The organism is Amycolatopsis sp. SB7-3, from assembly GCF_041021335.1.
Lineage (GTDB): Bacteria > Actinomycetota > Actinomycetes > Mycobacteriales > Pseudonocardiaceae > Amycolatopsis > Amycolatopsis japonica.
Window position 1 is genome coordinate 2,219,020 of sequence record NZ_JBFPJQ010000001.1, and the last position, 25,109, is coordinate 2,244,128.

General features: G+C 68.1%; 25 protein-coding genes. 10 read left to right on the forward strand and 15 right to left on the reverse strand.

All coding sequences use genetic code 11. The features are described from left to right. Positions 1-228 precede the first annotated feature (228 nt). Positions 229-855 carry a hypothetical protein gene (locus AB8M46_RS10905; RefSeq protein WP_394360207.1) on the forward strand — a complete coding sequence of 209 codons (627 nt, stop codon included), beginning with the start codon at positions 229-231 and terminating at the stop codon, positions 853-855. Here the strand turns inward: AB8M46_RS10905 and mctP are convergent. Together mctP and AB8M46_RS10915 are read right to left on the reverse strand one after the other, a co-directional pair. Continuing rightward, the gene (gene mctP / locus AB8M46_RS10910; RefSeq protein ID WP_037334294.1) at positions 852-2,495 is read right to left on the reverse strand and encodes a monocarboxylate uptake permease MctP; all 1,644 of its coding nucleotides are present in this window, start codon (positions 2,493-2,495) and stop codon (positions 852-854) included. The genes AB8M46_RS10905 and mctP overlap by 4 nt on opposite strands. Continuing rightward, positions 2,492-2,770, reverse strand: coding sequence for a DUF3311 domain-containing protein (locus AB8M46_RS10915; RefSeq protein WP_037334291.1), 279 nt, complete (start codon positions 2,768-2,770; stop codon positions 2,492-2,494). Before AB8M46_RS10915 ends, mctP begins: the two co-directional genes overlap by 4 nt. Before the next feature lie 204 nt (positions 2,771-2,974). Between AB8M46_RS10915 and AB8M46_RS10920 the strand changes: the two genes are divergently transcribed. After that, complete coding sequence (locus AB8M46_RS10920; protein ID WP_037334288.1) at positions 2,975-4,591, forward strand: alpha/beta hydrolase; 1,617 nt, start codon at positions 2,975-2,977, stop codon at positions 4,589-4,591. A 339-nt stretch (positions 4,592-4,930) separates the two neighbouring features. Then, positions 4,931-5,206: a helix-turn-helix domain-containing protein gene (locus AB8M46_RS10925; RefSeq protein WP_125731214.1), complete on the forward strand. Its 276-nt coding sequence runs from the start codon at positions 4,931-4,933 to the stop codon at positions 5,204-5,206. 242 nt (positions 5,207-5,448) lie between these two features. Here the strand turns inward: AB8M46_RS10925 and AB8M46_RS10930 are convergent, their stop codons facing one another. From AB8M46_RS10930 to AB8M46_RS10980, 11 genes are all read right to left on the reverse strand, one after another. Then, the gene (locus tag AB8M46_RS10930; RefSeq protein WP_037334282.1) at positions 5,449-6,024 is read right to left on the reverse strand and encodes an EndoU domain-containing protein; all 576 of its coding nucleotides are present in this window, start codon (positions 6,022-6,024) and stop codon (positions 5,449-5,451) included. Positions 6,025-6,100: 76 nt separating this feature from the next. Continuing rightward, a complete protein-coding gene (locus AB8M46_RS10935) occupies positions 6,101-7,348 on the reverse strand; it encodes a hypothetical protein (protein ID WP_394360208.1) in 1,248 nt (415 codons plus the stop codon). Continuing rightward, positions 7,342-7,947: an ABC transporter ATP-binding protein gene (locus AB8M46_RS10940; RefSeq protein ID WP_125731218.1), complete on the reverse strand. Its 606-nt coding sequence runs from the start codon at positions 7,945-7,947 to the stop codon at positions 7,342-7,344. Before AB8M46_RS10940 ends, AB8M46_RS10935 begins: the two co-directional genes overlap by 7 nt. Continuing rightward, positions 7,944-8,816: an LLM class F420-dependent oxidoreductase gene (locus tag AB8M46_RS10945; protein WP_394360209.1), complete on the reverse strand. Its 873-nt coding sequence runs from the start codon at positions 8,814-8,816 to the stop codon at positions 7,944-7,946. The genes AB8M46_RS10940 and AB8M46_RS10945 overlap by 4 nt, the downstream gene beginning before the upstream one ends. A gap of 85 nt (positions 8,817-8,901) precedes the next feature. After that, entirely contained in the window at positions 8,902-10,725 is a 1,824-nt protein-coding gene (locus AB8M46_RS10950; protein ID WP_394360210.1) for a phosphoenolpyruvate carboxykinase (GTP), read from the reverse strand. A 396-nt stretch (positions 10,726-11,121) separates the two neighbouring features. Further along, on the reverse strand, positions 11,122-11,841 hold the full coding sequence (locus tag AB8M46_RS10955; protein ID WP_125731224.1) for a hypothetical protein: 720 nt from the start codon (positions 11,839-11,841) through the stop codon (positions 11,122-11,124). A gap of 177 nt (positions 11,842-12,018) precedes the next feature. After that, positions 12,019-13,854 (reverse strand): dynamin family protein, encoded by a 1,836-nt coding sequence (locus AB8M46_RS10960; protein WP_038521819.1) that lies wholly within the window; start codon positions 13,852-13,854, stop codon positions 12,019-12,021. Continuing rightward, the gene (gene grpE / locus AB8M46_RS10965) at positions 13,851-14,336 is read right to left on the reverse strand and encodes a nucleotide exchange factor GrpE (RefSeq protein WP_037334261.1); all 486 of its coding nucleotides are present in this window, start codon (positions 14,334-14,336) and stop codon (positions 13,851-13,853) included. The genes AB8M46_RS10960 and grpE overlap by 4 nt, the downstream gene beginning before the upstream one ends. Before the next feature lie 38 nt (positions 14,337-14,374). Next, positions 14,375-15,031 (reverse strand): TetR/AcrR family transcriptional regulator, encoded by a 657-nt coding sequence (locus tag AB8M46_RS10970; protein ID WP_037334257.1) that lies wholly within the window; start codon positions 15,029-15,031, stop codon positions 14,375-14,377. Beyond that, the gene (locus tag AB8M46_RS10975; protein ID WP_037334255.1) at positions 15,028-15,507 is read right to left on the reverse strand and encodes a hypothetical protein; all 480 of its coding nucleotides are present in this window, start codon (positions 15,505-15,507) and stop codon (positions 15,028-15,030) included. Before AB8M46_RS10975 ends, AB8M46_RS10970 begins: the two co-directional genes overlap by 4 nt. Before the next feature lie 129 nt (positions 15,508-15,636). After that, on the reverse strand, positions 15,637-17,160 hold the full coding sequence (locus AB8M46_RS10980) for a dynamin family protein (RefSeq protein WP_378423198.1): 1,524 nt from the start codon (positions 17,158-17,160) through the stop codon (positions 15,637-15,639). A 209-nt stretch (positions 17,161-17,369) separates the two neighbouring features. Between AB8M46_RS10980 and AB8M46_RS10985 the strand changes: the two genes are divergently transcribed. From AB8M46_RS10985 to AB8M46_RS10995, 3 genes are all read left to right on the forward strand, one after another. After that, a complete protein-coding gene (locus AB8M46_RS10985; protein ID WP_394360882.1) occupies positions 17,370-18,557 on the forward strand; it encodes a sensor histidine kinase in 1,188 nt (395 codons plus the stop codon). Further along, the gene (locus AB8M46_RS10990) at positions 18,554-19,210 is read left to right on the forward strand and encodes a response regulator transcription factor (RefSeq protein ID WP_005167029.1); all 657 of its coding nucleotides are present in this window, start codon (positions 18,554-18,556) and stop codon (positions 19,208-19,210) included. The genes AB8M46_RS10985 and AB8M46_RS10990 overlap by 4 nt, the downstream gene beginning before the upstream one ends. 157 nt (positions 19,211-19,367) lie before the next feature. Beyond that, the gene (locus tag AB8M46_RS10995) at positions 19,368-19,781 is read left to right on the forward strand and encodes a VOC family protein (RefSeq protein WP_394360211.1); all 414 of its coding nucleotides are present in this window, start codon (positions 19,368-19,370) and stop codon (positions 19,779-19,781) included. A 21-nt stretch (positions 19,782-19,802) separates the two neighbouring features. On the opposite strand, the gene AB8M46_RS11000 is transcribed toward AB8M46_RS10995, so the two are convergent. Further along, positions 19,803-20,714 (reverse strand): SDR family NAD(P)-dependent oxidoreductase, encoded by a 912-nt coding sequence (locus tag AB8M46_RS11000; protein ID WP_037334246.1) that lies wholly within the window; start codon positions 20,712-20,714, stop codon positions 19,803-19,805. Then, positions 20,715-21,293 carry a TetR/AcrR family transcriptional regulator gene (locus tag AB8M46_RS11005; RefSeq protein WP_037334243.1) on the reverse strand — a complete coding sequence of 193 codons (579 nt, stop codon included), beginning with the start codon at positions 21,291-21,293 and terminating at the stop codon, positions 20,715-20,717. 190 nt (positions 21,294-21,483) lie between these two features. Here AB8M46_RS11005 and AB8M46_RS11010 point away from each other — a divergent pair, with 190 nt between their 5' ends. The 4 genes from AB8M46_RS11010 (at position 21,484) to AB8M46_RS11025 (ending at position 25,001) form a co-directional block, all read left to right on the forward strand. After that, on the forward strand, positions 21,484-22,425 hold the full coding sequence (locus tag AB8M46_RS11010; protein WP_037334240.1) for an ABC transporter ATP-binding protein: 942 nt from the start codon (positions 21,484-21,486) through the stop codon (positions 22,423-22,425). Between the two features lie 28 nt (positions 22,426-22,453). Further along, positions 22,454-23,182, forward strand: a complete 729-nt coding sequence (locus AB8M46_RS11015) for an ABC transporter permease (protein ID WP_125731240.1) — start codon at positions 22,454-22,456, stop codon at positions 23,180-23,182. 149 nt (positions 23,183-23,331) lie between these two features. Beyond that, the gene (locus tag AB8M46_RS11020; protein ID WP_378423176.1) at positions 23,332-24,252 is read left to right on the forward strand and encodes an ABC transporter ATP-binding protein; all 921 of its coding nucleotides are present in this window, start codon (positions 23,332-23,334) and stop codon (positions 24,250-24,252) included. Continuing rightward, positions 24,249-25,001, forward strand: a complete 753-nt coding sequence (locus AB8M46_RS11025; protein WP_073845880.1) for a hypothetical protein — start codon at positions 24,249-24,251, stop codon at positions 24,999-25,001. The genes AB8M46_RS11020 and AB8M46_RS11025 overlap by 4 nt, the downstream gene beginning before the upstream one ends. The last annotated feature ends 108 nt before the right edge of the window (positions 25,002-25,109 follow it).

The window sequence follows — 25,109 nt, forward strand, 5'->3', positions numbered from 1 at the left end:
CGCCCCGCACCAGCGTATCGGGAGGGGGTGACGCGGGGTGGGTTCCGGTGGGGGTGGGGGCCGAGTTGTCCACAACGGCGGGTGGGTGTGGACAACTCGGGGTGGGTGTCTCAAAGGGGGCCTTGGGGACATTGAGCGTCTCAAAGGGACCCTTCAGGACGCGGAGATCCGGCAGGTGTCCAGCGCGAAAGACACCTCCGGTTCACGCGGGCACGGTTACCTGGGGGAGTGAACTGGACGGCGTACGTCGACGGCTACTGCGAACGCCTCGCTCCCGGCCTTTGGGGCGAGCCGCTCAACAGTCTCAGCAATCTCGCGTTCCTGATCGCGGCGATCGCGGTCTGGCGGCAGCCGAAGGGTCGCGTCTTCGCCGTCCTCATCGGACTGGTGTTCCTCGGCAGCACGGCCTTCCACCTGCTCGCCACCCGCTGGTCCGCGGCCGCCGACACCGGCTTCATCCTGGTGTTCGTCCTGTACTACGCCGCCGTGTTCCCGCATCTGTTCTTCGGCGTCCGCCGTGGGCTCTCGTGGCTCGGCATCCCCGTGTTCCTCGCCTTCACCGCCGTCGTCGCGTCACTGGGCGGCGGGCTGTACCTCTCGGCGCTGCTCGGGCTCGTGATCTTCGCGATCATCCTCAGGGGTGAACATCGCCGCAGGTTCGCCCTCGCCGCGGCCGTATTCGGGGTGTCCCTGTCTTTCCGCACGGCCGACCACACGGTCTGCGGCAGCTTTCCCGCCGGGACGCACTTCCTCTGGCACCTGCTGAACGGCCTCACCCTCTACCTGGCGGCGACCGCGGCCACGAAAAGGGCCGCGTCCCGGCAGGACGCGGCCCCTTCGATCAGCGGTGACTAGTGGACGCCGATTTCGCGGAGATCCTTGTCGTGTTCATCGGCGTGGTAGTCCTCGGCCTCGGTGTCGTCCGTGCCGTTGAAGACCTTCAGCTGCCGCGCGATCACCGTGAAGATCACGGCGACCAGCAGGTTCGCGATCAGCGCCACGAACCCGACGTAGATCTGCAGCTGCGAGCCGCTGAGCGGGTGCCAGCCGAAGATCGACAGGTCCCCGAGCTTCAGCGCCGAGCCACCGAAGTGCGCCTTGCCGGTCGCCGGGTTCGGGATGTTGTAGAGCATGATCAGGCCCCACCCGATGCCGACCACCCAGCCGGCGATCAGGCCCCAGCGGTGGAACCACCGCGTGTAGAGCGAAATCGCCACCGCGGGCAGCGTCTGCAGGATCAGCACCCCGCCGATGAGCTGCAGGTCGATCGAGAACTGCGGGTCGATGAACAGGATGAACGCCACCGCGCCGAACTTCACGATCAGCGAAGCGAGCTTGGCCTGCTTCGCCTCCTGGCCCGGCGTCGCGTTCTTCTTGATGTACTCCTTGTAGATGTTGCGGGTCCACAGGTTGGCCGCCGCGATCGACATGATCGCCGCGGGCACCAGCGCGCCGATGCCGATCGCGGCGAACGCGATCCCGGCGAACCACGACGAGAACTGCGTGTCGAACAGCACCGGGACGACGGTGTTCGTGTCGGGTTTGCCGGTGGCGTTGTTCGTGATCGGCTTGACCGAGGCACTGATCGCGACGTAGCCGAGCAGCGCCAGCAGGCCCAGGACCAGCGAGTACGCCGGCAGAGCGACCATGTTCCGCTTGATCACGCTGCGGCCGCGCGAGGCGAGCACGCTGGTGAGCGAGTGCGGGTACAGGAACAGCGCGAGCGCCGAACCGAGCGCCAGCGTGGCGTACTGCAACTGGTTGTTGGTATTGAGCAGGATGCCGTCCGCCGGAGAGGGCGTCTTGTCGAATTTCGCGTCGGCCGCGTCGAAGATCGCCGACCAGCCGCCGAGTTTCGAGGGCAGGTAGATGATCGCCACGAGGATCACGAGGTAGATCAGGATGTCCTTGACGAACGCGATCAGCGCGGGCGCGCGAAGGCCCGACTGGTAGGTGTAGACCGCCAGGATGATGAAGGCGACCAGCAGCGGCAGGTGACCGACGATGCCGGAGCCGTTGATGCCCATGGTCCGCAGGACCGCCTCGAGCCCGACGAGCTGCAGCGCGATGTACGGCATCGTGGCGATGATGCCGGTGATGGCGATCAGCAGCGCCAGCGTCGGCGAACCGAACCGGCCGCGGACGAAGTCGGCGGGGGTGACGTAGCCGCGGACGCGCGAGACCGACCACATGCGCAGCGCCGGCATCAACACGATCGGGTAGACGATGATCGTGTACGGCAGCGCGAACAGGCCCATCGCGCCGGCGCTGAACATCAGCGCGGGAACGGCCACGAACGTGTAAGCCGTGTAGAGGTCACCGCCGAGCAGGAACCAGGTGATCCACGAGCCGAACTTGCGGCCGCCGAGACCCCACTCGTCCAGGTGATCGAGGGTGTTGCCTGCCTTCCAGCGAGACGCGACGAAGCCGAGGACGGTGACGACCGCGAAGAGGATCGTGAAGATGATCAGCTCGGGCCATTGGATGTTGGTCACTTGACGTCCCCCTCGTCGAGCTCGTCCACGGACAGCCGGTCGGGACGCTCACTGGTCGGCTTGTCCTTCGTCATCACGTAGACGATCCATGTGCAGAGGACACCGACCGCCACGAACACGAATTGGAACCAGTAGAAGAACGGCATCCCGAACAGCCGGGGACCGTCCGAATTGAACAAGGACGTGATCAGCACCAGCAACGGGATGATCAACAGGAGGTTCCAGGGGCTGAACTGAAAGCCCCTCACCTTCCCGTCTGCCTTACCTGACGCCATCGGACCTCACCTAACGTTCCCGTACCCCCGGATCGACCCGATGACCCTAGAACCTCTCACCCGCCCGGGTCACGCGTGCCGGATATCGATTTGATCAGCGACGCCTCATACGACGAAGGGCGGTTGCCGTCGGAGTCCCCGGCGGATATCAATAGCCGCAAGTCGCGAACAGGAACTTCGCACGCAACATCAAAGGGGCATCGGATGAAGAAACTCCGCTATGCGGTGGTGATCCCGGCTGTCGCCGGCACCATGCTGGCCGGGTTCACGCCTGCGTTCGCAGGTCCGGAGGCTGCCGGGCAGCAGCCGCTGAACTCCACCAACATTCCGGCGAAGTACGCGGACCAGAAGCTGGACTGGCACAAGTGCACCGCCAGTGAGCTGCCGTCCGCGCCGCCTCCGGGGGCCGAGAACATCGAGTGTGCGACCTACCGCTCGCCGCGTAACTGGTACAAGCCGAACGAGGCCATCGACCTGACGATCGCCGTCAGCCGCCTCGCCGCCACCAGCGGCAACGCGACGGCCAGTGTCATCACGAACCCGGGTGGTCCCGGCGCTCCCGGCCGTAACTTCCCGGCCCGTCTCCGTAACCAGACGAAGCTGCGCGCGAACCAGGAGATCATCGGTCTCGACCCGCGCGGCACCGGCAAGAGCACCAACATCACCTGCGGCAACGCGATCGGCACCGGCTCCGACCTGGACCCGCGCGACCGCAGCCGGGCGAACCTCAACCTGATCCTGGACGCCACCAAGTACGCGGCGGACTCCTGCCAGGTGAAGTCCGGCGAGCTGGGCCCGCTCATCAACACCGCCCAGACCATCCGCGACATCGACCTGCTGCGTGTCCTCCTGGGCCGCGACAAGATCAACTGGGTCGGCTACTCGGCGGGCACCTGGATGGGCGCGCACTACGCGCAGCAGTTCCCCACCCGGACCGGCCGCTTCCTGCTCGACTCCTCGACCGAGTTCACCACCACCTGGCAGAACTCGTTCGACGGGCAGCCGCTCGGCTTCGAGCGCCGCTGGCGTCAGGACTTCCTGCCGTGGATGGGCAAGTACGACAAGGTCTACGGCTTCGGCAAGAACGGTGAGGCCGCTCGCCAGACCTACGAGAAGGTCCGCTTCGCGCTGACCCAGAACCCGGTCGAGGTGGACGGCGTCCCGGTTTCGGCCAACGCCCTCGACTCGACCATCGCTTCGTACCTCTACTCGAAGCGCAACTTCCCGGCGCTGGCCGACTACCTGGTCAACCTGAAGACGCTGACCGAGGGCACCTCGTCGCAGCAGCAGAAGGCCTCGGCCGCGCAGAAGGTCAAGGCCGAGACCGTCGACGGGGACGGCGTCATCGGCCCGCAGCCGCTGTTCGTCCCGAGCGACGGCGACTCCTACAACGCCAGCTTCTGGTCCATCCCCTGCAACGAGGGCAAGTGGACCGGCACCCGGCAGAGCGTCATCCGCCAGTCGCAGAAGCTGATCGACCGTGATCTGCCGCTGCTCGGCGCCGGCTGGCTGATCCAGCCGTGCATCTTCTGGAAGAACAAGCCGGTCGACCTGCCGAAGCTCGACGGCCGCGGCGTCCCGCCGGTGCTGATCGTCCAGTCGGTGCACGACCCCGCGACCCCGATCGAGGGCGCGACCCGTGCGCACCGCGCGTTCGCCAACTCGCGGATGATCACCGTGACCGGTGAGGGTGACCACGGTATCTACGCCGGCGGCAACGTGGGTGTGGACAAGGTCGTGGAGGACTACCTCGTCGACGGCAAGGTGCCGAACGACCAGAGCCTCCCCGGACTCCCACTTCCGGTGCCCGCGGGCGCCTGAAGCCACTAGGGATTGTGGCCCCGTCGAGTTTCGGCTCGGCGGGGCCCTTTTCTTGGGGTTGTCCACGACCTGTGCACAGAGTTGTCCACAGGCTGGGGGTAACTCAGTGGGCCGGTCGTAAGTGGCGTGGCGCTTTCGCGGGATCAGTTGGACGACACGCGTGTTTGGATGGACGACACGCGTGATCCAGCGGACGGTTCGTGGCGTCTCGTCCATCCAGTCACGCGTGTCGTCCGCCCAAACACGTGACATCGCCGGTGCCGCACCTCGTGAGTGGTAAGGACGGTGCGACCCGGATCGCCACTCACGACCAATCCGACCGGTATTAGTATTGGGCTCATGGTGCGAGTGCCGTTGACGGACGAGGAACGCGAACGCGGCGAGCGGCTGGGGCTGGCGCTCCGGGACGCGCGCGCGGCGTCGTCGCGGAGCATGGTCGAGGTCGCGGCCGAGGCCGGGATCTCGGTGGAGACGCTCCGGAAGATCGAGACCGGGCGGATCCCGACGCCCGCCTTCTTCACCGTGATGGCGATCGCGGACGCCGTCGCGCTGCCGCTGGACGCACTGCGTTCGGCCGCCGAGGGCGACGCCGAAGATGTCGCCGAAGCGAGCTGACGAGGGCTTCAGCACCGCTTCGTGAGCGGTGGGCGTACTCGAGAAGCGGGCGAAGGACGCTTTCGCCGCATCGCATGCGGTCAAGGCCCCTTCGTCCCACTATCCACAGGCCCCCGCCGTTGTGGACAACTCCCGCCCTCGATCACCTTCCACCCCATTCCCGTCACCCACCGCCGATACGCTGGTGCAGGGCGCGCCCCCCGGGGATGGGTGGGGGGTGGGGTGCGCGGGGGACGCCGAGATCAGGGGCGCAGGGCGGCCAGGGCGTGTGCCCGGTCGTTCAGGTAGAGGAAGCCGTCGATCGGCAGGTCGAAGCTGTTCAGCAGGCTTTCCAGGGTGGCGTACTCGTCCACGCCGAGGTGCAGGTTCTCCTTCAGCGCGTGCGCGACGAGGACGTCCGCCAGTTCTTCCCACTCGCCCGACCAGTGCAGCGTGCGGTAGAAGGCCAGGAGGTCCGGCGCGATCCGGTCGCCGATCTGGTCGAGCAGGCTGTCGCCGAAGAAGCTGATCCGTCCGGCGGCGAGGTCGGCGACGGTCGGGTTCGCCGGGTCGGCGGCGGTGTCGGGATTGCGGACCACGCCGGGGCCCGCCACCGGATAACCCGTCTTGACGTGGCCGTTGTCTTCGACCAGCACGATCAGGTGCACGCCGTACCGTTCGCCGGCGCAGCGCCAACGGCCGTTGTGGAGTCTGAGGCGGGGTTCGCTCGGATCGTTCGCGACGTCCTTGATCACCGCGATGATCTGCTCGTCGGTCCAGCCCGCGGGGAACTCGCTGGTCGCCCGCCGCCCCTTCCCCGGTGCGTGCCCGCCGCCCACTCGTGCTCCTTTCGTCGCATCGAGGGTAACCCGCGTTCGGAGTATCCGAATGATCCGAACGCGGGAACGGGTGACCTCAGGCGATCACGCTGAGCAAGACGGCGCCGACGACGAGGACGTCCACGCCGCGCAAGGCCTGCAGCCCGGCCGCCCCGCCGCTGACGTCGTAGTTCATCGGTGGCCGGGTCGCCGTCCGCAGCGCGGCGAACACCGCGAGCGGGATCGCGAGCCACACCGGCCAGGCGGGGATCACGCCGAGGAGCAGTGTCACCAGGCCGAGCAGGATCCCCCAAGCGACACCCAGCAGGGTGATCACCAGCCCGTTGACCAGCCGCAACTCCCAGTCGGACGCGCCGAGCCACCGCCTGCGGCCGGGGTTGCGCCACAGTTCGCCGAGCCCGCCGACGAACGGCACGAGCGCCGCGTACGCGCCGAGCGCGAACAGCGCCGCCGCGGGGATCGCCGGAAAGGCCAGGTGCGTGACGCCGGCCAGGCACGCGATCACCACGCTCGACGCCGCGTAGCGCGCCCGGCCGAGCACCCCCGCCCACGCGAGCCGCAGCGTCGTCGGACGCCGCAGCGACAGCCACGGCACCGGTTTCGACTCCGGGATCAGCAGCATGGGGTCCATGAAGACCGCGGCCATCGCCCGCAGCAGCCGCGCGTTCCAGCCGTCGACGAGTTCCTGGCGGCCGACCCCGGACATCGGCTCCCCACCGAAGGCCACCGCGACCGCCACCACGAACAGCGCGCCGGCCAGCACCTCGACGGCGACCGGGCCGAGACCCGCGGCCGCGAACGCCAGACCGGCGAGCGCGAGCACGACCGGCGCGAGCGTTTCCCCTCGGATCGCCGTCCGCCGCGCGGTGACGGCGGCCAGGATCGCGCCGGAGGCGGTCAACGCCGACATCGCGATCCACACGTCCTTCGACCCGCCACCGATCGCGGTGACCAGCGCCCCGGTGTAGCCGACCACCAGGACCAGGCCGGACCACAGCGTCCACATCCGCTTCACGACGACGCGGCGCCTGTCGACGCGGGCGAAGTCCATCCACGTCAGCGCCGCCGGTTCGGCCCAGACGAAACCGCGGCGCAGCAGGCCGCGCCAGAACATCGCGCAGAGCACTACCAGTAGCCCGAAGACCGCCGGAAAGTCCACAACGGACTGTCCAAAGAGGAAATCGCGGAGCTTCGGCAGGTTCTGGAAGGCGGTGAACAGCGCGCCGAAACCGAACAATGCCAGGAAGGTCTGGTAGTCGCCGTTGAGCAGCCCACCGAAACGCTGCCGCCCTGGGACGTGCGCGGACGCTTTCGTGGTCACCACAACTCGAGGGTGGAGTCGGCCGCTTCGAGCAGCGGAGGGTGATGCGTGGCCACGACGACGGCCGCCCCGGCGTCGGTCGAACGCTTGATCAACGACGTCAGCCATTCCTTCCCCGCGACGTCGAGTGCCCGCTCGGGCTCGTCGAGCAGCAGGACGTCGTGCGGCCGCGCCGTCGCACCGAGGAGCAACAGCCGACGGCGTTGCCCGGCCGAGAACTTGCCCGCGGTGACCTTCGCCCGCTCGGCGAGCCCCGCGTCCGCGAGGAGCGCGCCGTAGTCGCCGAGATCGGCGCCGAACGAACCCTCCAGCAGTTCGAGATGCTGGAGCGGGGTCAGCTCGGCGAAGAAATCGGAGTCGTCGAACAGAACGGAAACCTTGCGACGGAAGGAAACATCGCGTTCGTCGGGTTTTCCGCCCGCGACGACGACGCGGCCGCGCTGCGGAGTTTGCGTGCCGTACAAACACCGCAGCAGGGTCGATTTCCCGACTCCGTTGGGGCCGACGATGACCGCGCATTCGCCCGCCTCGACCTCGAAGTCGAGGCCGTCGAACAACCAGTGCTCCCCGGCCTGGACGCCGAGCCCGCGTACGTCGATCATTCGCCGCGCAAGGATTCGATCACCGGAGCGAGCGCGTCCATGTTGTGTTCCAGCACGGTGAAGTAGGTGAAGCCGAAGCGTTCGCGATGTGCCAGGATCTGTTCGGCGATCTGTTCGTGGGTGCCGACCAAAGCCGTCGGCAGTTCCGCGAGTTGTTCGACGGTGAGCTTGCCGTCGAGTAACTCTCGCAGGCTCTCCAACCCTTTTCGCCGGTCTTCGACCACGGCGACGAAATGCGAGAGGATGTTGAATTCGACCGCGCGGCCGTTCAGTTTCCCGCGGACGAAGTTCACCCGCTCTTCGATTCCGGCGGCGTCGTCGACGGCGAGCGCGCCGCCGTCGGGAACGGCCGCCGTGCCGGTGAAGCCGATGATGTCGGCGTGTTCGGCGGCGAGGGTGAGGAGCCTGTCACCGCGGCCGGCGATCATCAGCGGCGGGCCCGGTTTCTGCACCGTCGGCGGTTTGTGGTTTTCGTCGGCATAGAGCCGTTTCAGCGCTTTTATGGTGTTTTCGAGATGGTCCACGCGTTTGCCCGCACGCGGGAACTCCATGCCCGCCGCTTCGAATTCGGCCTTCACGTAACCGGCCCCCAGACCGAGCTCCAGCCTGCCTTCGGTGAACTGATCCGTGCCGGTGACGTCGCGGGCCAGCAGCACCGGGTTGTAGAAGGCGGTGTTGATGACGAAAGTGTTGAGCCGAGGGCGGTTCGTCACCTCGGCGGCGAGCACGAGGGCCGGGAACGGCGGTGCCATGCCGAGGTGGTCGGCCGCGCCGATCACGTCGAATCCGAGGTCTTCGGCCTTGCGGCACTTTTCGACCCACGCGGCACGGCTTTCCGGGACGACCATGTTGACGCCGAATTTGACCATGCGGCCACGGTACCGAGCGGGAAAGAAGAAGGCCTCATCCTCGGGAATGACTCCGAGGATGAGGCCTGCTCCGGCGTTCGGGCGATCAGCCGAGGCGCTGCTTCAGCGCGTCCAGCTCGTCACGCAGCGACGACGGGACCTTGTCGCCGATCTTGTCGAACCACTCCTCGATGAGCGGCAGTTCCTGGCGCCACTCGTCGGCGGAGACGTCCAGCGCGGCCTGGATGTCGGCCAGCGGCTCCTTGAGGCCCTCGGTGTCGAGGTCCTCGGCGTTCGGCACGAAGCCGACCGGGGTCTCGTTCGCGTTGCCCTTGCCCTCGACGCGGTCGATGACCCACTTCAGGATCCGCGAGTTCTCGCCGAAGCCCGGCCACAGGAAGCGGCCGTCGTCGCCACGGCGGAACCAGTTGACGTAGAAGATCTTCGGCAGCTTGTCCGCGTCGGCGTTCTTGCCGAGGTCCAGCCAGTGCTTGAAGTAGTCACCGGCGTGGTAGCCGAGGAACGGCAGCATGGCCATCGGGTCGCGGCGCACGTTGCCGACCGCGCCGGCGGCGGCCGCGGTGGTCTCCGACGACATGGTGGCACCCATGAACACGCCGTGCTGCCAGTCGCGGGCCTCGTTCACCAGCGGGACCGTGGTCTTGCGGCGGCCGCCGAACAGGATCGCCGAGATCGGCACGCCCTTCGGGTCGTCCCACTCCGGCGCGAGGATCGGGCACTGCGACATCGGGGTGCAGTAGCGCGAGTTCGGGTGCGCGGCCTTCTCTTCCGACTCCGGCGTCCAGTCCTGCTTCTTCCAGGAGGTGGCGTGCTCGGGCTTGTCGCCCATGCCCTCCCACCAGACGTCGCCGTCGTCGGTGAGCGCGACGTTCGTGTAGACCGTGTTGCCCTTTTCGATGGTGCGCATCGCGTTGGGGTTGGTGTGCCAGTCGGTGCCCGGCGCGACGCCGAAGAAGCCGAACTCGGGGTTCACCGCGTACAGACGGCCGTCCTCGCCGAACCGCATCCACGCGATGTCGTCACCGAGGGTCTCGGCGCGCCAGCCGGGGATGGTCGGCTGCAGCATGGCGAGGTTGGTCTTGCCGCAGGCGCTCGGGAACGCCGCCGCGACGTAGTGGACCTTGTCCTCGGGCGAGATCAGCTTGAGGATCAGCATGTGCTCGGCCAGCCAGCCCTCGTCGCGGGCGATGACCGAGCCGATGCGCAGCGAGTAGCACTTCTTGCCCAGCAGCGAGTTGCCGCCGTAGCCGGAGCCGTAGCTCCAGATCTCGCGGGTCTCGGGGAAGTGCGAGATGTACTTGGTGGTGTTGCACGGCCAGGAGACGTCCTCCTGACCCGGCTCCAGCGGCGCGCCGACGGAGTGCAGGGCCGGGACGAACTCGCGCTCGGTGCCGTCCTCGGTGACGAACTTGTCCAGCGCGGCCTTGCCGGCGCGGGTCATCACGCGCATGGAGGCGACGACGTAGGCGAAGTCGGTGATCTCGATGCCGAGCTTGGGGTCCTCGGCTCCGAGGGGGCCCATGCAGAAGGGGATGACGTACATCGTGCGACCGCGCATGCATCCGCGGTACAGCTCGGTCATCGTGGCCTTCATCTCGGCCGGGTCCATCCAGTTGTTGGTGGGACCGGCGTCCTCTTCCTTCTCGGAACAGATGAAGGTGCGCTCTTCGACGCGGGCGACGTCATTCGGGTCGGAAGCGGCCCAGTACGAGTTGGGCTTCGCGTCGAGCTGCACGAACGTGCCGGCGGAGACCAGCTCGGCGTTGATCCGGGCGGCCTCTTCGTCGGACCCGTCGACCCACACCACACGGTCCGGAGTGGTCAGTTCGGCGACCTCTCGGACCCAGGACAGCACGCCACTGTGCGTCGTCGGCGCATTTTCCAGTCCGGGGATGGCGACTGCGGTCATCTCTTCTCCTGACTTCCGACGGCAGAAGCCCACACCGGGAACGACGCTGTTCCGATGCGGGCTTCGATGCCGGCGACCGAATGGCTTCGCACACCGGCGGGAAGACCGGCGTGCAGGTTTTGGGATTCCCCGAGAGTAGCCGGATGACCGGCAGGTAACCGAGAGCTGACCTGTCGGTTCTCTCACAAGAACGATAAGGGAATCGATTCAGTATCACCGGAATGGGCCATACGCAGAAATTCTTCCGGTGATCGATGGCACAGTCGCCGGCCGAATCGGACATGAGAAAACCCGGCACGAGGTCTCGTGCCGGGTTGTTCTGTGACCAGGATTACATTAATCGGCCCGCCGAAATGGACTAAACCATTCTTGTATTGGTCCAGGCCATTTCAGGATTTAGTTGGGGCTGATCCACTGGCCGGTGGCGGAATCGATCTTCGCCACTCCTTCGAGTGTTTCGGTGCCCTCGCCACCCCACGCCGCGTCGCCCGCCGGGTCGCCTTCGGCCGCCGGAGCGCTCGTGAAGACCGAGTCGATGTCGTTGTTGACCAGGCCGCTGCCGACCTCGGACCACTGACCCGGGCCGGTGTGCTCGTAGGTCTTGGAGTTGCCGGAGGCGTCGGTCTCCACCGCGATGTCGGCGCTGCCGTCGCCGTCCTTGTCGGTGAAGGCGATCGTGCGGCCGTCCTCGGTGTGGACGATGGCGGTGTCCGGGGTTCCGTCGTTGTTGGTGTCGACGGTCGGCGGGCCGACCTCGACGTCGCCGCTGGGCATGTCGGCGTGCATGGTGCCGCTGGTGCCCGCGTCGGAACCGTCGTCGCCACCGCTGCCGCCCGCTTCGACCCAGGAACCGGACGCCTCGTCGTAGACGGCTTCCTGGACGACCTTGCCGTTCTCGTCGAGCACCGCGTACTGGTCGGCCTCGCCGTCGCCGTCGCTGTCGACGAACGCCTGGCCCGTGCCGTCCTCGTGCTGGATGACGGCGGCGTCGTTCACGCCGTCCTTGTCGAGGTCGTAGTTGAGCTCGGCCTGGTACTCCTCGCCGTCAACGTGGACGGTGACCGCTTCGGTGGAGCCCGACTCGGTGTCCGTGCCGCCGCTCTCGTCGACCCACATGGGATAACCCCCTCGTTGACCTGCTGGTGTGTCGAAGCTTAAGACTCACCGTAAGCCGGTTCGGTTCCGGTCCACAACAGGACCACCCGCGCGGGCAGGCCGGCCCAGCGCGTTTGGTCCTCTGGATGCGGTACTTGCGCGTGCAAGTACCGCATCCAGAGGACTAAACGCGGGTGATCAGGCGTCGCGCAGTGACCGAATGCGTCCGAGCAGTGCCTCAGCGCGGTCCCGGCCGTCCGAGACGTCCTTCAGGCGCTTCGCGACGACCGAGATCTTCTTCGCCCGTTCCTGCGCGCCCATCTTGATCGTCTTGTCGACTTCCTTCAGCTCCGCCTCGATCGCGTCGATGCGGCGGCCGAGGGCTTCGTCGAGCGCCATCGAAAGCTGCTGTTCGGCTTCGATCAGCTGCTCCGCGACGAGCTGGTCCAACGTGGACCGCGCGTCGGCGATCGCTTCGACCAGCCACTGCTTCATATGCTGCTTGTCCGACGCGTGTTTGCGGGTCCGCGCCATCCACCAGCCGGCACCGAGCCCGATGATGATCGTGGCCGGCAGGATCACCGGGTTCAGGATCGCGACACCCGCCAGCGGCAGCGCGGCGACCTTCCCGGCGCCGAGACCACCGGAAACCCCCATGAAGATGAGGAGTTTGTCCTCGGCCGTCGGCGGTTTCTTGTCCGGCGGGCGCAGCACGACCGGCGGGCCGCCCGCCCTGGCGAACTGGCCGCGGATGATGTCGAGCTCTTCGGGTGAGAACAACTCGGCGAGCGCGACGTTGGTGACCTGGTTGAGCCGCTGGGAGAGCAGCATCGAGATCCGCTGCGACGTCGTCTGCAGCGCGATGTCGACCTGCTGGGGCAGCGCCGCGAGATCGTCCCGTTTCGCGCCGTCGATCCGCTGGCGGAAGTGGGTCGACGCGTCGCGCATCTGCCTGCTGGTCTCGTGCCCGACCTCGACACGCGTCCGCTGGATCTCCGCGCGCAGTTTCAGCTGCCAGCCGCGGGTCGAAGACCGGCGTTCGGTGGTCAGGTCGTCGCGGCGCTGGCGCAGCTGCTCCGCTTCGGCCTCGCCGGCGGACAGGGCGCGGCTTTCCGCCTGGAGTTTCGCCTTGAGTTCGCCGAGCGCGCTCGACAGCGCGCGCAGGGTGTTGGCCTCGCCCAGCATCGCCGAACGGCCGACCAGCATCTCCTGCAACGCGCCCTGCAGTGCGGCGATGCCCGCCTTCTCGCGCAGCATCATGGCCATCTGCTCGTTCGGGGCCTTGGCCGCCGTCTCGAACATACGCGCGGACACCGGGTGGAACACCGCGTCGGCGAACCGCGGGGCGTGCTCGGCGAGCAGCCGCCGGTCGGCTTCGAGCACCTCGCGCCAGCCACGGAACTGGTCGGTCTTGGTCAGCGCGAACAGCACCGTCTCGACGCGCTCGCCCATGTCCTGCAGGAATTGCAGTTCCTGCGCGGTGAACGGCGAGGAGGAGTCGACGACGAACAGCAGCGCGGTGGCGCCCGCGGCGGCTTCCTTCGCGAGTTCGCCGTGCATCGAATCGAGCCCGCCTACACCCGGGGTATCCACAATGGACACTCGTTCGAGCAGCGGGACCGGGCCGGAGACCTCGACGTACCGCGGCGGGATCTGCCCTTCCGGCAGTTCGTGCGCGGCCGAGACCCAGTGGATCAGGTCGTTCAGGTTGATCGGCACCGGCGCCAGCTGGCCCGGATAGCAGGCCTGCGCGGACCACTGCTCTGCGTGCTCGAAGACGAGATAGGTCGCCGTGGCGACGTCGGCGTCCACAGGGGACAGTCCCGGCATGGACAGGAGCGCGTTCACGAGCGAGCTCTTGCCGCGGTTGGTCTCGCCGACCACCACGACGGACGGCTTCTTCGGCCGCGTCTTCCGGATGTCCTCGACCCATTTCGCGGCCTGGGGATCGGCTTCGCGGACGACGGTGAGCAGCTGCTCGCGGGTGCTCTTCACGACCGCGGGCAGGTTGGCCGCCGCGCTCGGAGCGGTCACTGTGCCTTCTTCGCGTAGACGATGACGATCGGCGCGCGCAGCACCCGGTCGTGATCGGCGAACCCGACGACCTCGGTCTCCGCGACGAGCCCTTCGAGCGCGGGATCCTCGGTCGCGACCGCGCCGCCCGCCTCGTGCACGGCGGGGTCGAACCGCTCGCCGTCCGGACGCAGGGCACGGACGCCGATCGCGGCGAGACCGTGTTCGAGCCGCTCGACGACACCGCCGCTGCGGGCGCGATCGAGGGCGTACAGGCACATCTGGATCAGTGCCTGCCTGTCGGCGAGAGCCTGTTCGAGGTCGGCCGGACCCGTGGTCGTGGACTCCACATCGGGTTTCGACGCGGCTTCGACCTCCGTGGTTCCCTCGGACGGCGAAGTCCCGCCATCCGCTTCGGCGATGAGCGCCGCCGAGATCTGGCCGGTCGGCACATCGTCCGGATTTTCCTCGTCGACCGCCTTCTTGCGCAGCCAGGCACCCACCGATTCGACCCCCGTAACTGATGTCCCGGGCCTACCGATCAGCCCGGGGAGATTTCACCAGTGTCGGCCACTCGCCCGGCCGCCGGGGGCGGAATCGCCAGAACGGGACGCAGGAATCTGGCGATCAGCTCCTTCATCACCGCGAGTTCCGCCGCCGGATCGAGGTCCGGCTCCAGAATCACGCGGGAAAGCGGCGCGTCGACCAGCGCGACGAGCCAGCTGGCCACCGTCCGTGGGGGCAGCCCGGGGTCGATCCGGCCCGCGTCCACCGCCCGTGTCACGAGGAGGGTGAGCCCGTCGCGCAGGGCGCGGTCGTTGCCCTGGACGAGCTCGGCCAGGTCGGCGTCGCGGGAGCACTGCGCGGCGACCTCGAGGACAAGTTTGGCCGCGACCGGGTGCAGCAGCTGCTCGGACACGTGCGCGATGACGTGGAGGATCGCCTCCCACGGGTCCTGGATCTCCCCGGCGGCCGCGAGCAGGGCCGCGGTCTCGTCGGCGTCCTGCTCGAAGATGCCGACGAACACCGCGCGTTTGTTCGGGAAGTAGTGGAAGAGGCTGCCGGTGCTGATCCCCGCCGCGCGGCAGATCTCCGCCGTCGTGGTCTTCTCGAAACCCTTCTCCGAGAAACGCCACGCGGCCGCGTCGAGGATGGCGCGGCGTTTGGCCTCGTGTTTGGCGGGGTCGACCGTCCTCATTTCACCGCCGGGGGCTCGTCGAGCCACGGATAGCCGTGGTCGAGGAATGCCTTGGCGACGGCTTTGCGGTCGACGTCGCCCTTCTGCCGCGTCAGCTCCCGTCCGTCGGCGGCGAGGAGGACGAGCTCCTTGCCGTCGAGGAAGACGGCCTCCAGCTCGGCTTCGTACGCGCGGCTGCGGCCCTTGGTGGTGAGCGTGATACGGGCCGGCGTCACCTTGACGATCAGCCGCTCGTGCGCCCAGACCGCGGCGAACAGCAGGCCGAGGACCAGCCCCGCGCCGATTCCGACGACCGTGCCCCAGGGCTGGGGGATGTTCGAGACGAGCTGGAACGGGCCCTTGAACGGGATCCAGCTCAGGGACGCCACCCAGCCCGAGATCGACTGGAGGAACCAGCCGATGGCCGCCCCCGCCAGCGGGCAGCCGATCCAGGAGGCCGTGCGCAGCCACTGGGGCTCGTCGACGATCGTTTCCATGTGCTCATTATTAGACCGAGCGCTCGGTTTATCAATCCGCGCATTTAGTCGACTACTTGCCTGGATGCCTTCCGGCGCCTGACCGCGGTCGGGGCAAGTAGTCGACTAAATGCGCGGATTGCGGGAGGATCAGTCGCGGATCTGCTGCCAGATGAGGAAGTAGGCCCGGTGCACGACGTGGGCGACGCGGCTTTGGGCGGGCGTCGCGCCGAAGGACGCGAAGGAGCGCCACCAGCCGGCGCGTTCGAGGGCGTGGGCGGCGAGTTCGGCGCGGGGAGCGCCCGGCTTGCCGAGCTGGGCGCCGATGTCGGCGTTGCTGCCGACCCGCAGGACCTCCTCGGACAGGTCCTCGGGCATGTCGACCGCGCCGGACGCGACCAGGGTGAGCGCTTCGAGCAGCCGCAGCTGATGCGCCTCGGGCTTGGCGAGCAGGACCTCGATCGCGTCGTGGACGCGCTGCCGCTCGGCCGGATCGCCGGACGCGTGGGCCAGCGCGGTGACCGAAGCGAGCGCGGCGGCGGCCTTGATGCCGTCGGCCCGCGCGGCGAAGACGATGCTCAGCCGCTGGCGGACGGCTTCGAGCCCGGAGGCGTCGAGCAGCTTCCGGCGCAGCGAGCCCGCGGTGATCTCGGGTTCCTTGCGGATCGCCTCGACGGCGTACCGGACGCCGAACAGGTCCAGTTTCTCCAGCAGCCGCAGCCGGGTGCCCGCCGCGACGTCGCATTCCCAGCTGGTGAAGATGTCCGCCGAGATCAGCATGGTCTCGAGGATGTCGTCGTCCATCTCGGCCAGCTGGCGCAGCGCCTCGGCGTCGGGGGAGGTGAACCCGCCGGACTCGGCCGACTCCGCGATCAGCCCGATCACCGGCAGCACGTCCGCGACACGGGGCTTCAGCGTCGCGGCCTGCTTCTCCGACAGCAGCGTCGCGGCCTTCCACACGTCGCCGCCCGAGCCGTCGACCGACTCCGGCGCGATGGTGTCCGCCTTGTTGAGCACCGCGATCGCGTTGACCGGGCCCGCCTCGCGGCTCGCGGTCGCCGCGGTGAACGCGGCCAGCGCCTGCTGGTCGTCGGCGCGCACGCCCTGCGTGACCACGTAGAGCACGGCCTCGGCACCCGCGACGGCGTTGCGCGAGGTGTCGTCCAGCTCGTCGGAGCCTTCTTCTTCCTCTTCGTCATCGTCGGGCTTGCGGTGCTTCGCCGCGCCCAGCAGCTCCTCGGTCCGCGACACCGAAGCGGCGTCGAGCGAGCCGAGGCCCGGGGTGTCGATGACGGTCATGCCCTGCAGGACCGCGTTGGTGAGGTACGCCTCGATATGCGACACCTGGTCGATGTCGATGCCCAGCTCGGCCGGGATCATCCCGTCGGCGGAGAAGGGCAGCACCTGTTTGCGGCCGTCGTTGAAGACGATCTCGACGCGGTCGACCGTGCCGTACTGGAACCGGGTGACCAGCCGCGTGCACTCGCCGACGTCGGTCGGCGCGACCCGGCGGCCGATCAGGGCGTTGACCAGGGTGGACTTCCCCGATTTGATCCGGCCCGCGACGGCGACCTGCAACGGGCCGCCCAGTCTGCGCAGCACTTCGGCGAACCCCGCCGCGGTCCGCGCGGACACCTGGGGCTGGAGGCGATGGCAGAGATTCGCCACCGACATCGACAACGGACCGGCGAGACGGCCCTGCTCCGTCGCTGAGGTCACGGCGCCCACCCCTCCCAGTCGTCGAGCACGCCGAGGAGAATCGTGCCATGCCGCTCATCCTCGGGTCGCACCGAAGGTGGTACCGGCGACCGACGCGCGGACGGCATCGCCCGACATAGTGTTACCAGGTGCGACGGTTAAGCCTCTGGATGCGTGCCCACCCCATGGCCGGGGACAGCTTCATCGCCGTCGCCCTGCTGCTCACGGACCTGCTGTTCTTCGTGGCGGCGGCCGAGACGCCCGAAGTCCCGATGCCGCCCTGGTACGTGGTCCTGCCGCTGGACGTCGCGATGGTCGCGCCGCTGGTCTTCCGGCGGAAGGCGACGCTGTGGTCGGCGTATCTCCTGCTGCTGATCGGCATCCCGCACAGCGCGCTGGAGCTGGGCGCGGCCAGCGCGTTCGCGATGATGATCAGCATCTACTCGGTGCTGGTCTACGTCGGGCGCAAACAGGGGCTGCTGTACCTGCTGGCGACCGTGGTCGTCACGGGGCTCCAGCTGTGGATCGACACGCCGGAAGACGTGTGGATCCTGGCGATCATCGCCCTTTTCTCCACCGCGCTGTGCTGGACGCTCGGTGAGTTCGCCGGCGCGAGGCGCGCCTATCACGAGGAGGTGGAAGCCAGGTTGCATCTGCTTGAGACGGAACGGGACCAGGCGACCAGGATCGCCGTCGGCGAGGAGCGCGGACGTATCGCCCGTGAGCTGCACGACGTCGTCGCGCACGCGGTGAGCGTGATGGTCGTGCAGGCCGACGGCGCGTCCTACGCGGTCGACGGGAATCCCGAGATGGCGAAACGAGCCCTGCAGACGATTTCGGAGACCGGCCGCGGCGCGCTCGCCGAACTGCGGCGGCTGCTGGACGTGCTCCGCAGCGACGGCGACGACGAGCCGCGCGTCCCGCAGCCGGACGCCACCGCGCTGACCGACCTGGCGGACCGGATCCGCCAGGCGGGGGTGCCGGTGACGCTGGCGATCGGGCCGGAAGCGCTGGCCGGGCTGCCCGCCGGTGTCTCCCTCGGCGTGTACCGGATCGTGCAGGAATCGCTGACGAACACGCTGAAACACGCCGGTCAGGGCGCACAGGCCGAGGTGGTGGTGCGCCGCGAGGCCGACGTGATCGACGTCAAGGTCACCGACGACGGCGCCGGCCGCGCGAAACAGCTGGTGCCCACGGCGACGAAGGTGGCGGCGCACACCGCGCCGCCGCGGAAGCTCACCGTCCCCGGTGGGAACGGATTGATCGGAATGAGGGAACGGGCGAACGTCTTCGGCGGCACGCTGGAGGTCGGCCCCGCTCCCGGTGGAGGGTGGCAGGTGCACGCGAGGCTCCCGGTTAGGTTGGCGACGTGATACGGGTGGTGGTCGTCGACGACCAGGAATTGATGCGCGTCGGGTTCCGGATGGTCCTGGGCGCGCAGGCCGACATCGATGTCGTCGGAGAGGCGGGGGACGGCGCGCAGGCCATCCGGCTCGCCGAGGAACTGCGGCCCGACGTCGTGCTGATGGACGTCCGGATGCCGGTGCTGGACGGGGTCGAAGCGACGAAGCGGATCGTCGAGGCCGGGACGGCGCGCGTGCTCGTGATGACGACGTTCGATCTGGACGAGTACGTGTACTCGGCGTTGCAGGGCGGGGCCAGCGGGTTCCTGCTGAAGGACACGCAGCCGGATCACCTGGTGTCGGCGCTGCGAGCGGTCGCTTCGGGTGATGCCGTGGTCTCGCCTTCGGTGACCCGGCGATTGCTCGACCGGTTCGTCGGCGGCGGCGGGAAGCCGATGCGCGACGCGGCCGAGCTCGATGTCCTCACCGAACGGGAGCGGGAGGTGCTCGTGCTGATCGCGAAGGGCCTCTCGAACCTGGAGATCGCCGAGACACTGTTCCTGTCCGAAGCGACGGTGAAGACGCACGTCGGGCGGATTTTGTCGAAGCTGGATCTGCGCGACCGGGTGCAGGCCGTGGTGCTCGCCTACGAGACGGGGTTGGCGCGTCCCGGGGTCACCTGAGCCTCACTGGAAAGCGGATCTCGCGTGATTCCAGGCGGAACTCGCGTGCTTGGAGCCGGATCAAGCGTGATTCTCGCCGGAACTCGGAAAAGTGGTCATTCGGTGAGCACTTTGCGGTGGATCCTTCTTCTCAGAGCCACTACTTGAGGAGAACGAAATGCTGCGAGGTCTCACCACCACCACGTTCTACGCCGACGACCTGACCGCCGCGATCGAGTGGTACTCCGGCCTCTTCGGGATCGAGCCGTACTTCGTCCGCAACGGTCCCGACGGCACGCCGGCGTACGCCGAGTTCCGGATCGGTGACTACCAGCACGAGTTCGGCCTGGTCCGCGGGGACTTCCGGCCGCCGTCGGCTCAGCCGGGCCCCGGCGGGGCCATCGCGAACTGGGCCGTCGACAACGTCGAGGACGCCTTCGCGAAGCTGCTGGAGAAGGGCGCGAAGGAGTACGAGCCGATCATCGAGCGCGGGCCGGGCTTCGTGACCGCCGCCGTCGTCGACCCGTTCGGCAACGTCCTCGGCGTCATGTTCAACCAGCACTACCTGGACGTGCTGGCCGGGAAGAAGTAGCTCCCCGGCCGGCACGATCCCTCAGCGGTACAGCGCGTGATCCGCCGTCGCGGCGTCCTTGCCCTGCTCCCTGACTTCGGCCATCCACTTGCCGAAGTCAGGGCGTGAGCCGTCGACGTCGGTCAGGCCGTACTCGTTCATCAACGTCCACGACGCGAGCGTCTTGCCCGCGAACCGCGAGACCTCCGGGTCGGTCGCCAGCTTCGCGACACCGCGTCCGAGCAGCGCCGGCGTCTCCGAGATCGCGAAATCGACCGGCGCGGCCTTGCCGACCGCGTCACGCCACGTCTCCTCGGTGACCTTGAAGTAGTCGAGCATGGCTTCCGAACGCAGGAAGCCCGGTGTGACGGTCATGCCGACGCAGCCGTACTTCTTCAGTTCGGCGCCGAGTGCCCTGCCGATCGCGCGGATCCCGCATTTCGCGAGGAAGTACGGGATTCCCGCGCCGACGTACTCGTCGTGGTCGCCGTCGGTGACCTCGATGACGAGGCCGCCTTCCCGCCGCACGACCAGCGGGAGCAGCCGGTGCAGCGCGATCAGATGCGTGTCGATCGCGTTGTGCACCAGCGTGAGCGCGTCGTCGAGGCTGGAGTCCCAGTACGCCCCCTCGAAATCCGCGAACTGGTCGCCGCCCCAGACGTCGTCGACCAGGACGTCGATCCTTCCGTCCACTTCGGACTCGATCCGCGCCTTCAGTGCGTCCACATCGGACACGACGGTGAAGTCGGTCCGGACGGGGATCCCCCGGCCACCCGCCGCGTCGACGAGCTCAGCGGTGTCTTCGATCGTCTCCGACCGCTTCATCGGCGACTGCTGCTCCCGCGTCGTGCGGCCGGTGACGAACACCGTCCAGCCGAGCCTGCCCAGTTCCACCGCGATCGCCCGGCCGCATCCCCGCGTCGCCCCCGTGACCACGGCCACTTTCCGGTCCATTCAGGACACTCCCTTCCACGCGGTCAGTACCGCGTCCACGTCTTGCCCCAACCGTTCGGTGATCCGTCCCTTCGGCCGGATCGACCAGTCCAGCGCGGCCCCGTTCGCCACCCCCAGCAGCACTCGCGCGGCGCGGACGACCCCCGGCGCGCCCGGCAGGTCACGCGTCGCGGCGCGCACCAGCCTGCGCAATTCCGCTTCCACGGCGGTGAAATGGTCACCGAGCAGGGCGCGCAGCTCCGGATCGCCGATGTCCACCCCCAGCTGCCCGAGATGGTTCGCCGCGGTCTCCGCGTCGCCGAGGCCCTCGTAGACCACGACGACCGCCGCCCGCAGTGCTTCCACGGGATCGGCCAGCTCGCCGCATTCCCGCATCAGTCCCACGACGGATCGCGTGTTCGCCCGGCTCAACGCCAGCAGGAGACCGTTCTTCGAACCGAACCGCTGGGCGACGGTGCCGACCGCCACCCCGGCCTCCGCCGCCACCTGGGCCAGCGTGAAACCCGGGCCGACCTTGCCGATCACGGTTCCCGCCGCGGTCAGCAGTCGTTCGTCGGTGATGCTGCGGGGCCTCGCCATGCGATTATTGAACCACGGTTCATTAACCCTGGCGAATCAGGGTCACTCTCAGGGGTATCACCGATCGCGTACGCCGCCGGAAGACGGCAAGCTACGTCTCAGGTCGGGTATCAGGTTGGCACCTCAGGATGACGCGCTCGGCCACCCACATGGACGACGATTGTTCTCGCAGTCGCCGAGGGGAGCAGACATGATCGAGGCAGCGGGCCTCACCAAGCGGTACGGCAAGACACTGGCGGTGAACGACCTGTCCTTCTCCGTCGCGGCGGGTGAGGTCACCGGGTTCCTCGGCCCCAACGGGGCGGGCAAGTCCACGACCATGCGGATGATCCTCGGTCTGGACAACCCGACCTCGGGCCAGGTGCGCATCGGGGGCAAGCTCTACCGCGATCTGAAAGACCCGCTGCGGACCGTCGGCGCGCTGCTGGACGCCAAATGGGTGCACCCCAACCGGTCGGCGCGGGCGCATCTGCGGTGGATGGCGAAGTCCAACAAGATCGCGGAGAGCCGGGTCGACGAGGTGCTCGAGATCGTCGGGCTCACCAGCGTCGCCGGCAAGCGCGCCGGTGGATTTTCCCTCGGGATGTCGCAGCGGTTGGGGATCGCGGCGGCACTGCTGGGCGACCCGGAGGTCCTGCTTTTCGACGAGCCCGTCAACGGCCTCGACCCCGAAGGCATCCTCTGGATCCGGAAGTTCATGCACCGGCTGGCCGACGAAGGCCGCACGGTATTCGTTTCCTCGCACCTCCTTTCGGAGATGGCGCTGACCGCGAGCCACCTGGTCGTGATCGGCAAGGGGCGGCTGATCTCCCAGTCCTCCACCGAGGACTTCGTGGCGCGGGCCGCCGAGAACACGGTCAAGGTCCGGTCGCCGCAACTGCCCGCGCTGCGCGCCGCGCTGACGCAGGCGAGCGCTCAGGTCACCGACGCCGACCGAGCGCTCGTGGTGTCCGGTTTGGACAGTGACAAGATCGGCGAGATCGCCGCGGCCAACCAGATCGTGCTGCACGAGCTCAGCCCGCAGACCGGCTCCCTGGAGCAGGCCTTCATGCAGATCACCGGCGATTCGGTCGAGTACCACACCGGTCTCAGGGACGGCACTGCCGAAGCCGCGTTCTCCGCCGCCCAGTAGCCAGCCACTCTTCGAGGAAAGAAAAGCCATGACTCTGCTCGCCGTGGAACGCATCAAGCTGTTCACCACCCGCTCACCCTGGTGGTGCGCGCTGGCCGCACTCGCGGTCGTGATTGGCTTCGCCGCCATCATCTCCAGTGCCGCGCCCGCCGGGGAACTCACCGACGTCAGCCTGACCCAGTTCGGTTACGGGTTCGGCATGGCCGTGATCATGGTGCTCGCCGCGCTTTCGGTGACCACCGAATACCGCTTCGGCACCATCCGGACGACCTTCCAGGCCGTGCCGAACCGCACTTCGGCGCTGCTGGCCAAGACCGGCGTGGTCGCGACCCTGTCGCTCGTGGTCGGCGAGGTCGCCGCGTTCGGCGCCTGGGGCCTCGCTTCGATCATGCGGCCGGAAGACCTCATGCTGAACACCACCGCGGAGTGGGTCTCCGTCGCCGGGGTGGGCGTGGTGTTCGCCCTCGCCTCGGTGATCGCGATCGCCGTCGGCATCCTGATCCGGCACAGCGCCGGCGCCATCTCGCTCGTGCTGATCTACGCCCTCGCGGTGGAGAACCTGATCCAGCTCATCCCGAAGATCGGCAAGGACATCTACGACTGGATGCCGTTCCACGTCGCCGACCGGTTCCTCACCGGGGGCCCCGCCGCGGCGGACGCGCCGTTGAACCAGGCAGGCTCGCTGGCCTACTTCGCCGGTTTCGCGCTGGTGTTGCTGGTCATCTCGCTGGTCGTCGCGAACAAGCGCGACGCGTAAGGACTTCCACAGGGGAGAAAGCCGGACGTCTCACTCGGGGGAGCGAGACGTCCGGACGGGGAGAAAAAGGGGAACAAGGACCGGGCCGCCTATCGGGGGCAGCCCGGTCCTTTCCCGCGTAATGTCGGAATCCACCGGAGGGAGGGCTGATGATCGAGGCCATCGGACTCACGAAAAGCTACGGCGACAAGCTCGCCGTCGACGACCTTTCCTTCACCGCCGAAGCAGGACGGGTGACCGGGTTCCTCGGCCCCAACGGGGCGGGGAAGTCCACCACCATGCGGATGATGCTCGGGCTCGACAGCCCGACGTCGGGCACGGTGACGATCGACGGCCACGTCTACCGCGAGCTGCGTGATCCACTTCGGACGGTCGGGGGCATGATCGACGCCACCTGGCGGCATCCCGGCCGCACCGCCCGCGAGCACCTCCGCTGGATCGCCGCGACCAACGGCCTCCCGGACAAGCGGGTCGACGAGGTGCTCCGGCTCGTCGGCCTGGAGCCGGTCGCCCGCAAACGCGCCGGGCAGTTCTCGCTCGGGATGGCGCAGCGGCTCGGGATCGCCACGGCGCTGCTGGGCGACCCCCGGGTGCTGCTGTTCGACGAGCCGGTGAACGGGCTCGACCCCGAGGGCATCGTGTGGATCAGGAAGCTGATGCACGCGCTCGCCGCCGAGGGACGCACCGTGTTCGTGTCCAGCCACCTGCTGCCGGAGATGGCGCAGACCGCGCAGGACCTCGTCGTGATCGGGCGCGGGAAGCTGATCTACCAGGGCACGATGGAGGACTTCGTCGGCCGCGCGAAGGGCCTCGGCGTGCGGGTCCGCAGCCCGCATCTGCCCGAGCTGCGGAGGGCGCTGACCGAGAAGGGCGCCGAATTCCGTGAGGAGGACGGCGCGCTCGTCGTGTCCGAAATGGACAGCGACCACATCGGCGAGCTCGCGTTCGCCGCGGGCGCGACCCTCCACGAGCTGAAGCCGCTCACCGGCTCGCTCGAACAGGCGTACATGCAACTCACCGCCGAGGCCGTCGAGTACGGCACCGGCCAGGTCCCGGAGGTCGTCCGATGACCGCGGCGAACATGCTCCGCGCGGAGCGGATCAAACTGCTGAGCACCCGCATGCCCTGGTGGTGCGCGGGGATCGCGGTCGTGATCGCGCTCGCCTACACCGCGTTGTTCTTCGGTTTCGTCCCGCTCGAAGGCCAGACCGGCGTCAACTCGACGCAGGTCGCCAGCGCGCTCGGCCGCACCGTGGTGCTGGTCCTCGCGATCCTCGCGGCGGCGACGGAGTTCAACTGGGGCACGATGAAGCTCACCTTCCAGGCGGTGCCTTCGCGGTTGCCCGCCTTGCTGGCGAAGGGCGCCGTCGTCGGGGTGTTCTCGGGGCTGATCGGCCTGCTGGTGGGCTTCGGCTCGTGGGCGATCGCGTACTTGATCAAACCGGCCGCCGACCTGGGGCTTGCTTCGGGCGCCGACTGGCGCGCGGTGGCGGGACAGGGCCTGACCTTCTTCCTGACCGGCCTGCTCGGCGTCGGCCTCGGGCTGCTGTTCCGCAGTCCCGCGTTCGCGCTCGGGTTCGCACTGGCCTGGACGCAGCTGCTCGAGGGGCTCGTCATGCTGATCCCGAAAGTGGGCGACGACATCTACCAGTGGATGCCGTTCTTCGCGGCGAATCAGTTTTCGGGGCCGGATCTGACGGTTTCGATGCTGAAACTCGAACCGCCGTTGGGACCGTGGGGCTATTTGGCTTATTTCGGCGGCATCTGCGTGATTGTTTATGCGGCCGGGCTGATGATCACCCATCGAAGGGATGCGTGAGCTTTTACCGCGGCCAAAGGAGTTAAGTCCACGTTAAGAGCCTGTGGCTTCTCTCACAGGAAGCGGACATACTGTTCCTGACCGGGCGATGCTCGGGATGAGCCTATT

Bases quoted from the DNA above. Each gene is read 5' to 3' on its own strand.
- AB8M46_RS10915 (WP_037334291.1), bottom strand. From the start codon at position 2,770: ATGGCGTCAGGTAAGGCAGACGGGAAGGTGAGGGGCTTTCAGTTCAGC.
- AB8M46_RS10920 (WP_037334288.1), top strand. From the start codon at position 2,975: ATGAAGAAACTCCGCTATGCGGTGGTGATCCCGGCTGTCGCCGGCACC.
- AB8M46_RS10925 (WP_125731214.1), top strand. From the start codon at position 4,931: ATGGTGCGAGTGCCGTTGACGGACGAGGAACGCGAACGCGGCGAGCGG.
- AB8M46_RS10940 (WP_125731218.1), bottom strand. From the start codon at position 7,947: ATGATCGACGTACGCGGGCTCGGCGTCCAGGCCGGGGAGCACTGGTTG.
- AB8M46_RS10945 (WP_394360209.1), bottom strand. From the start codon at position 8,816: ATGGTCAAATTCGGCGTCAACATGGTCGTCCCGGAAAGCCGTGCCGCG.
- AB8M46_RS10950 (WP_394360210.1), bottom strand. From the start codon at position 10,725: ATGACCGCAGTCGCCATCCCCGGACTGGAAAATGCGCCGACGACGCAC.
- AB8M46_RS10955 (WP_125731224.1), bottom strand. From the start codon at position 11,841: ATGTGGGTCGACGAGAGCGGCGGCACGGACACCGAGTCGGGCTCCACC.
- AB8M46_RS10970 (WP_037334257.1), bottom strand. From the start codon at position 15,031: ATGAGGACGGTCGACCCCGCCAAACACGAGGCCAAACGCCGCGCCATC.
- AB8M46_RS10975 (WP_037334255.1), bottom strand. From the start codon at position 15,507: ATGGAAACGATCGTCGACGAGCCCCAGTGGCTGCGCACGGCCTCCTGG.
- AB8M46_RS10980 (WP_378423198.1), bottom strand. From the start codon at position 17,160: ATGTCGGTGGCGAATCTCTGCCATCGCCTCCAGCCCCAGGTGTCCGCG.
- AB8M46_RS10985 (WP_394360882.1), top strand. From the start codon at position 17,370: ATGGCCGGGGACAGCTTCATCGCCGTCGCCCTGCTGCTCACGGACCTG.
- AB8M46_RS10995 (WP_394360211.1), top strand. From the start codon at position 19,368: ATGCTGCGAGGTCTCACCACCACCACGTTCTACGCCGACGACCTGACC.
- AB8M46_RS11000 (WP_037334246.1), bottom strand. From the start codon at position 20,714: ATGGACCGGAAAGTGGCCGTGGTCACGGGGGCGACGCGGGGATGCGGC.
- AB8M46_RS11005 (WP_037334243.1), bottom strand. From the start codon at position 21,293: ATGGCGAGGCCCCGCAGCATCACCGACGAACGACTGCTGACCGCGGCG.
- AB8M46_RS11010 (WP_037334240.1), top strand. From the start codon at position 21,484: ATGATCGAGGCAGCGGGCCTCACCAAGCGGTACGGCAAGACACTGGCG.
- AB8M46_RS11015 (WP_125731240.1), top strand. From the start codon at position 22,454: ATGACTCTGCTCGCCGTGGAACGCATCAAGCTGTTCACCACCCGCTCA.
- AB8M46_RS11020 (WP_378423176.1), top strand. From the start codon at position 23,332: ATGATCGAGGCCATCGGACTCACGAAAAGCTACGGCGACAAGCTCGCC.
- AB8M46_RS11025 (WP_073845880.1), top strand. From the start codon at position 24,249: ATGACCGCGGCGAACATGCTCCGCGCGGAGCGGATCAAACTGCTGAGC.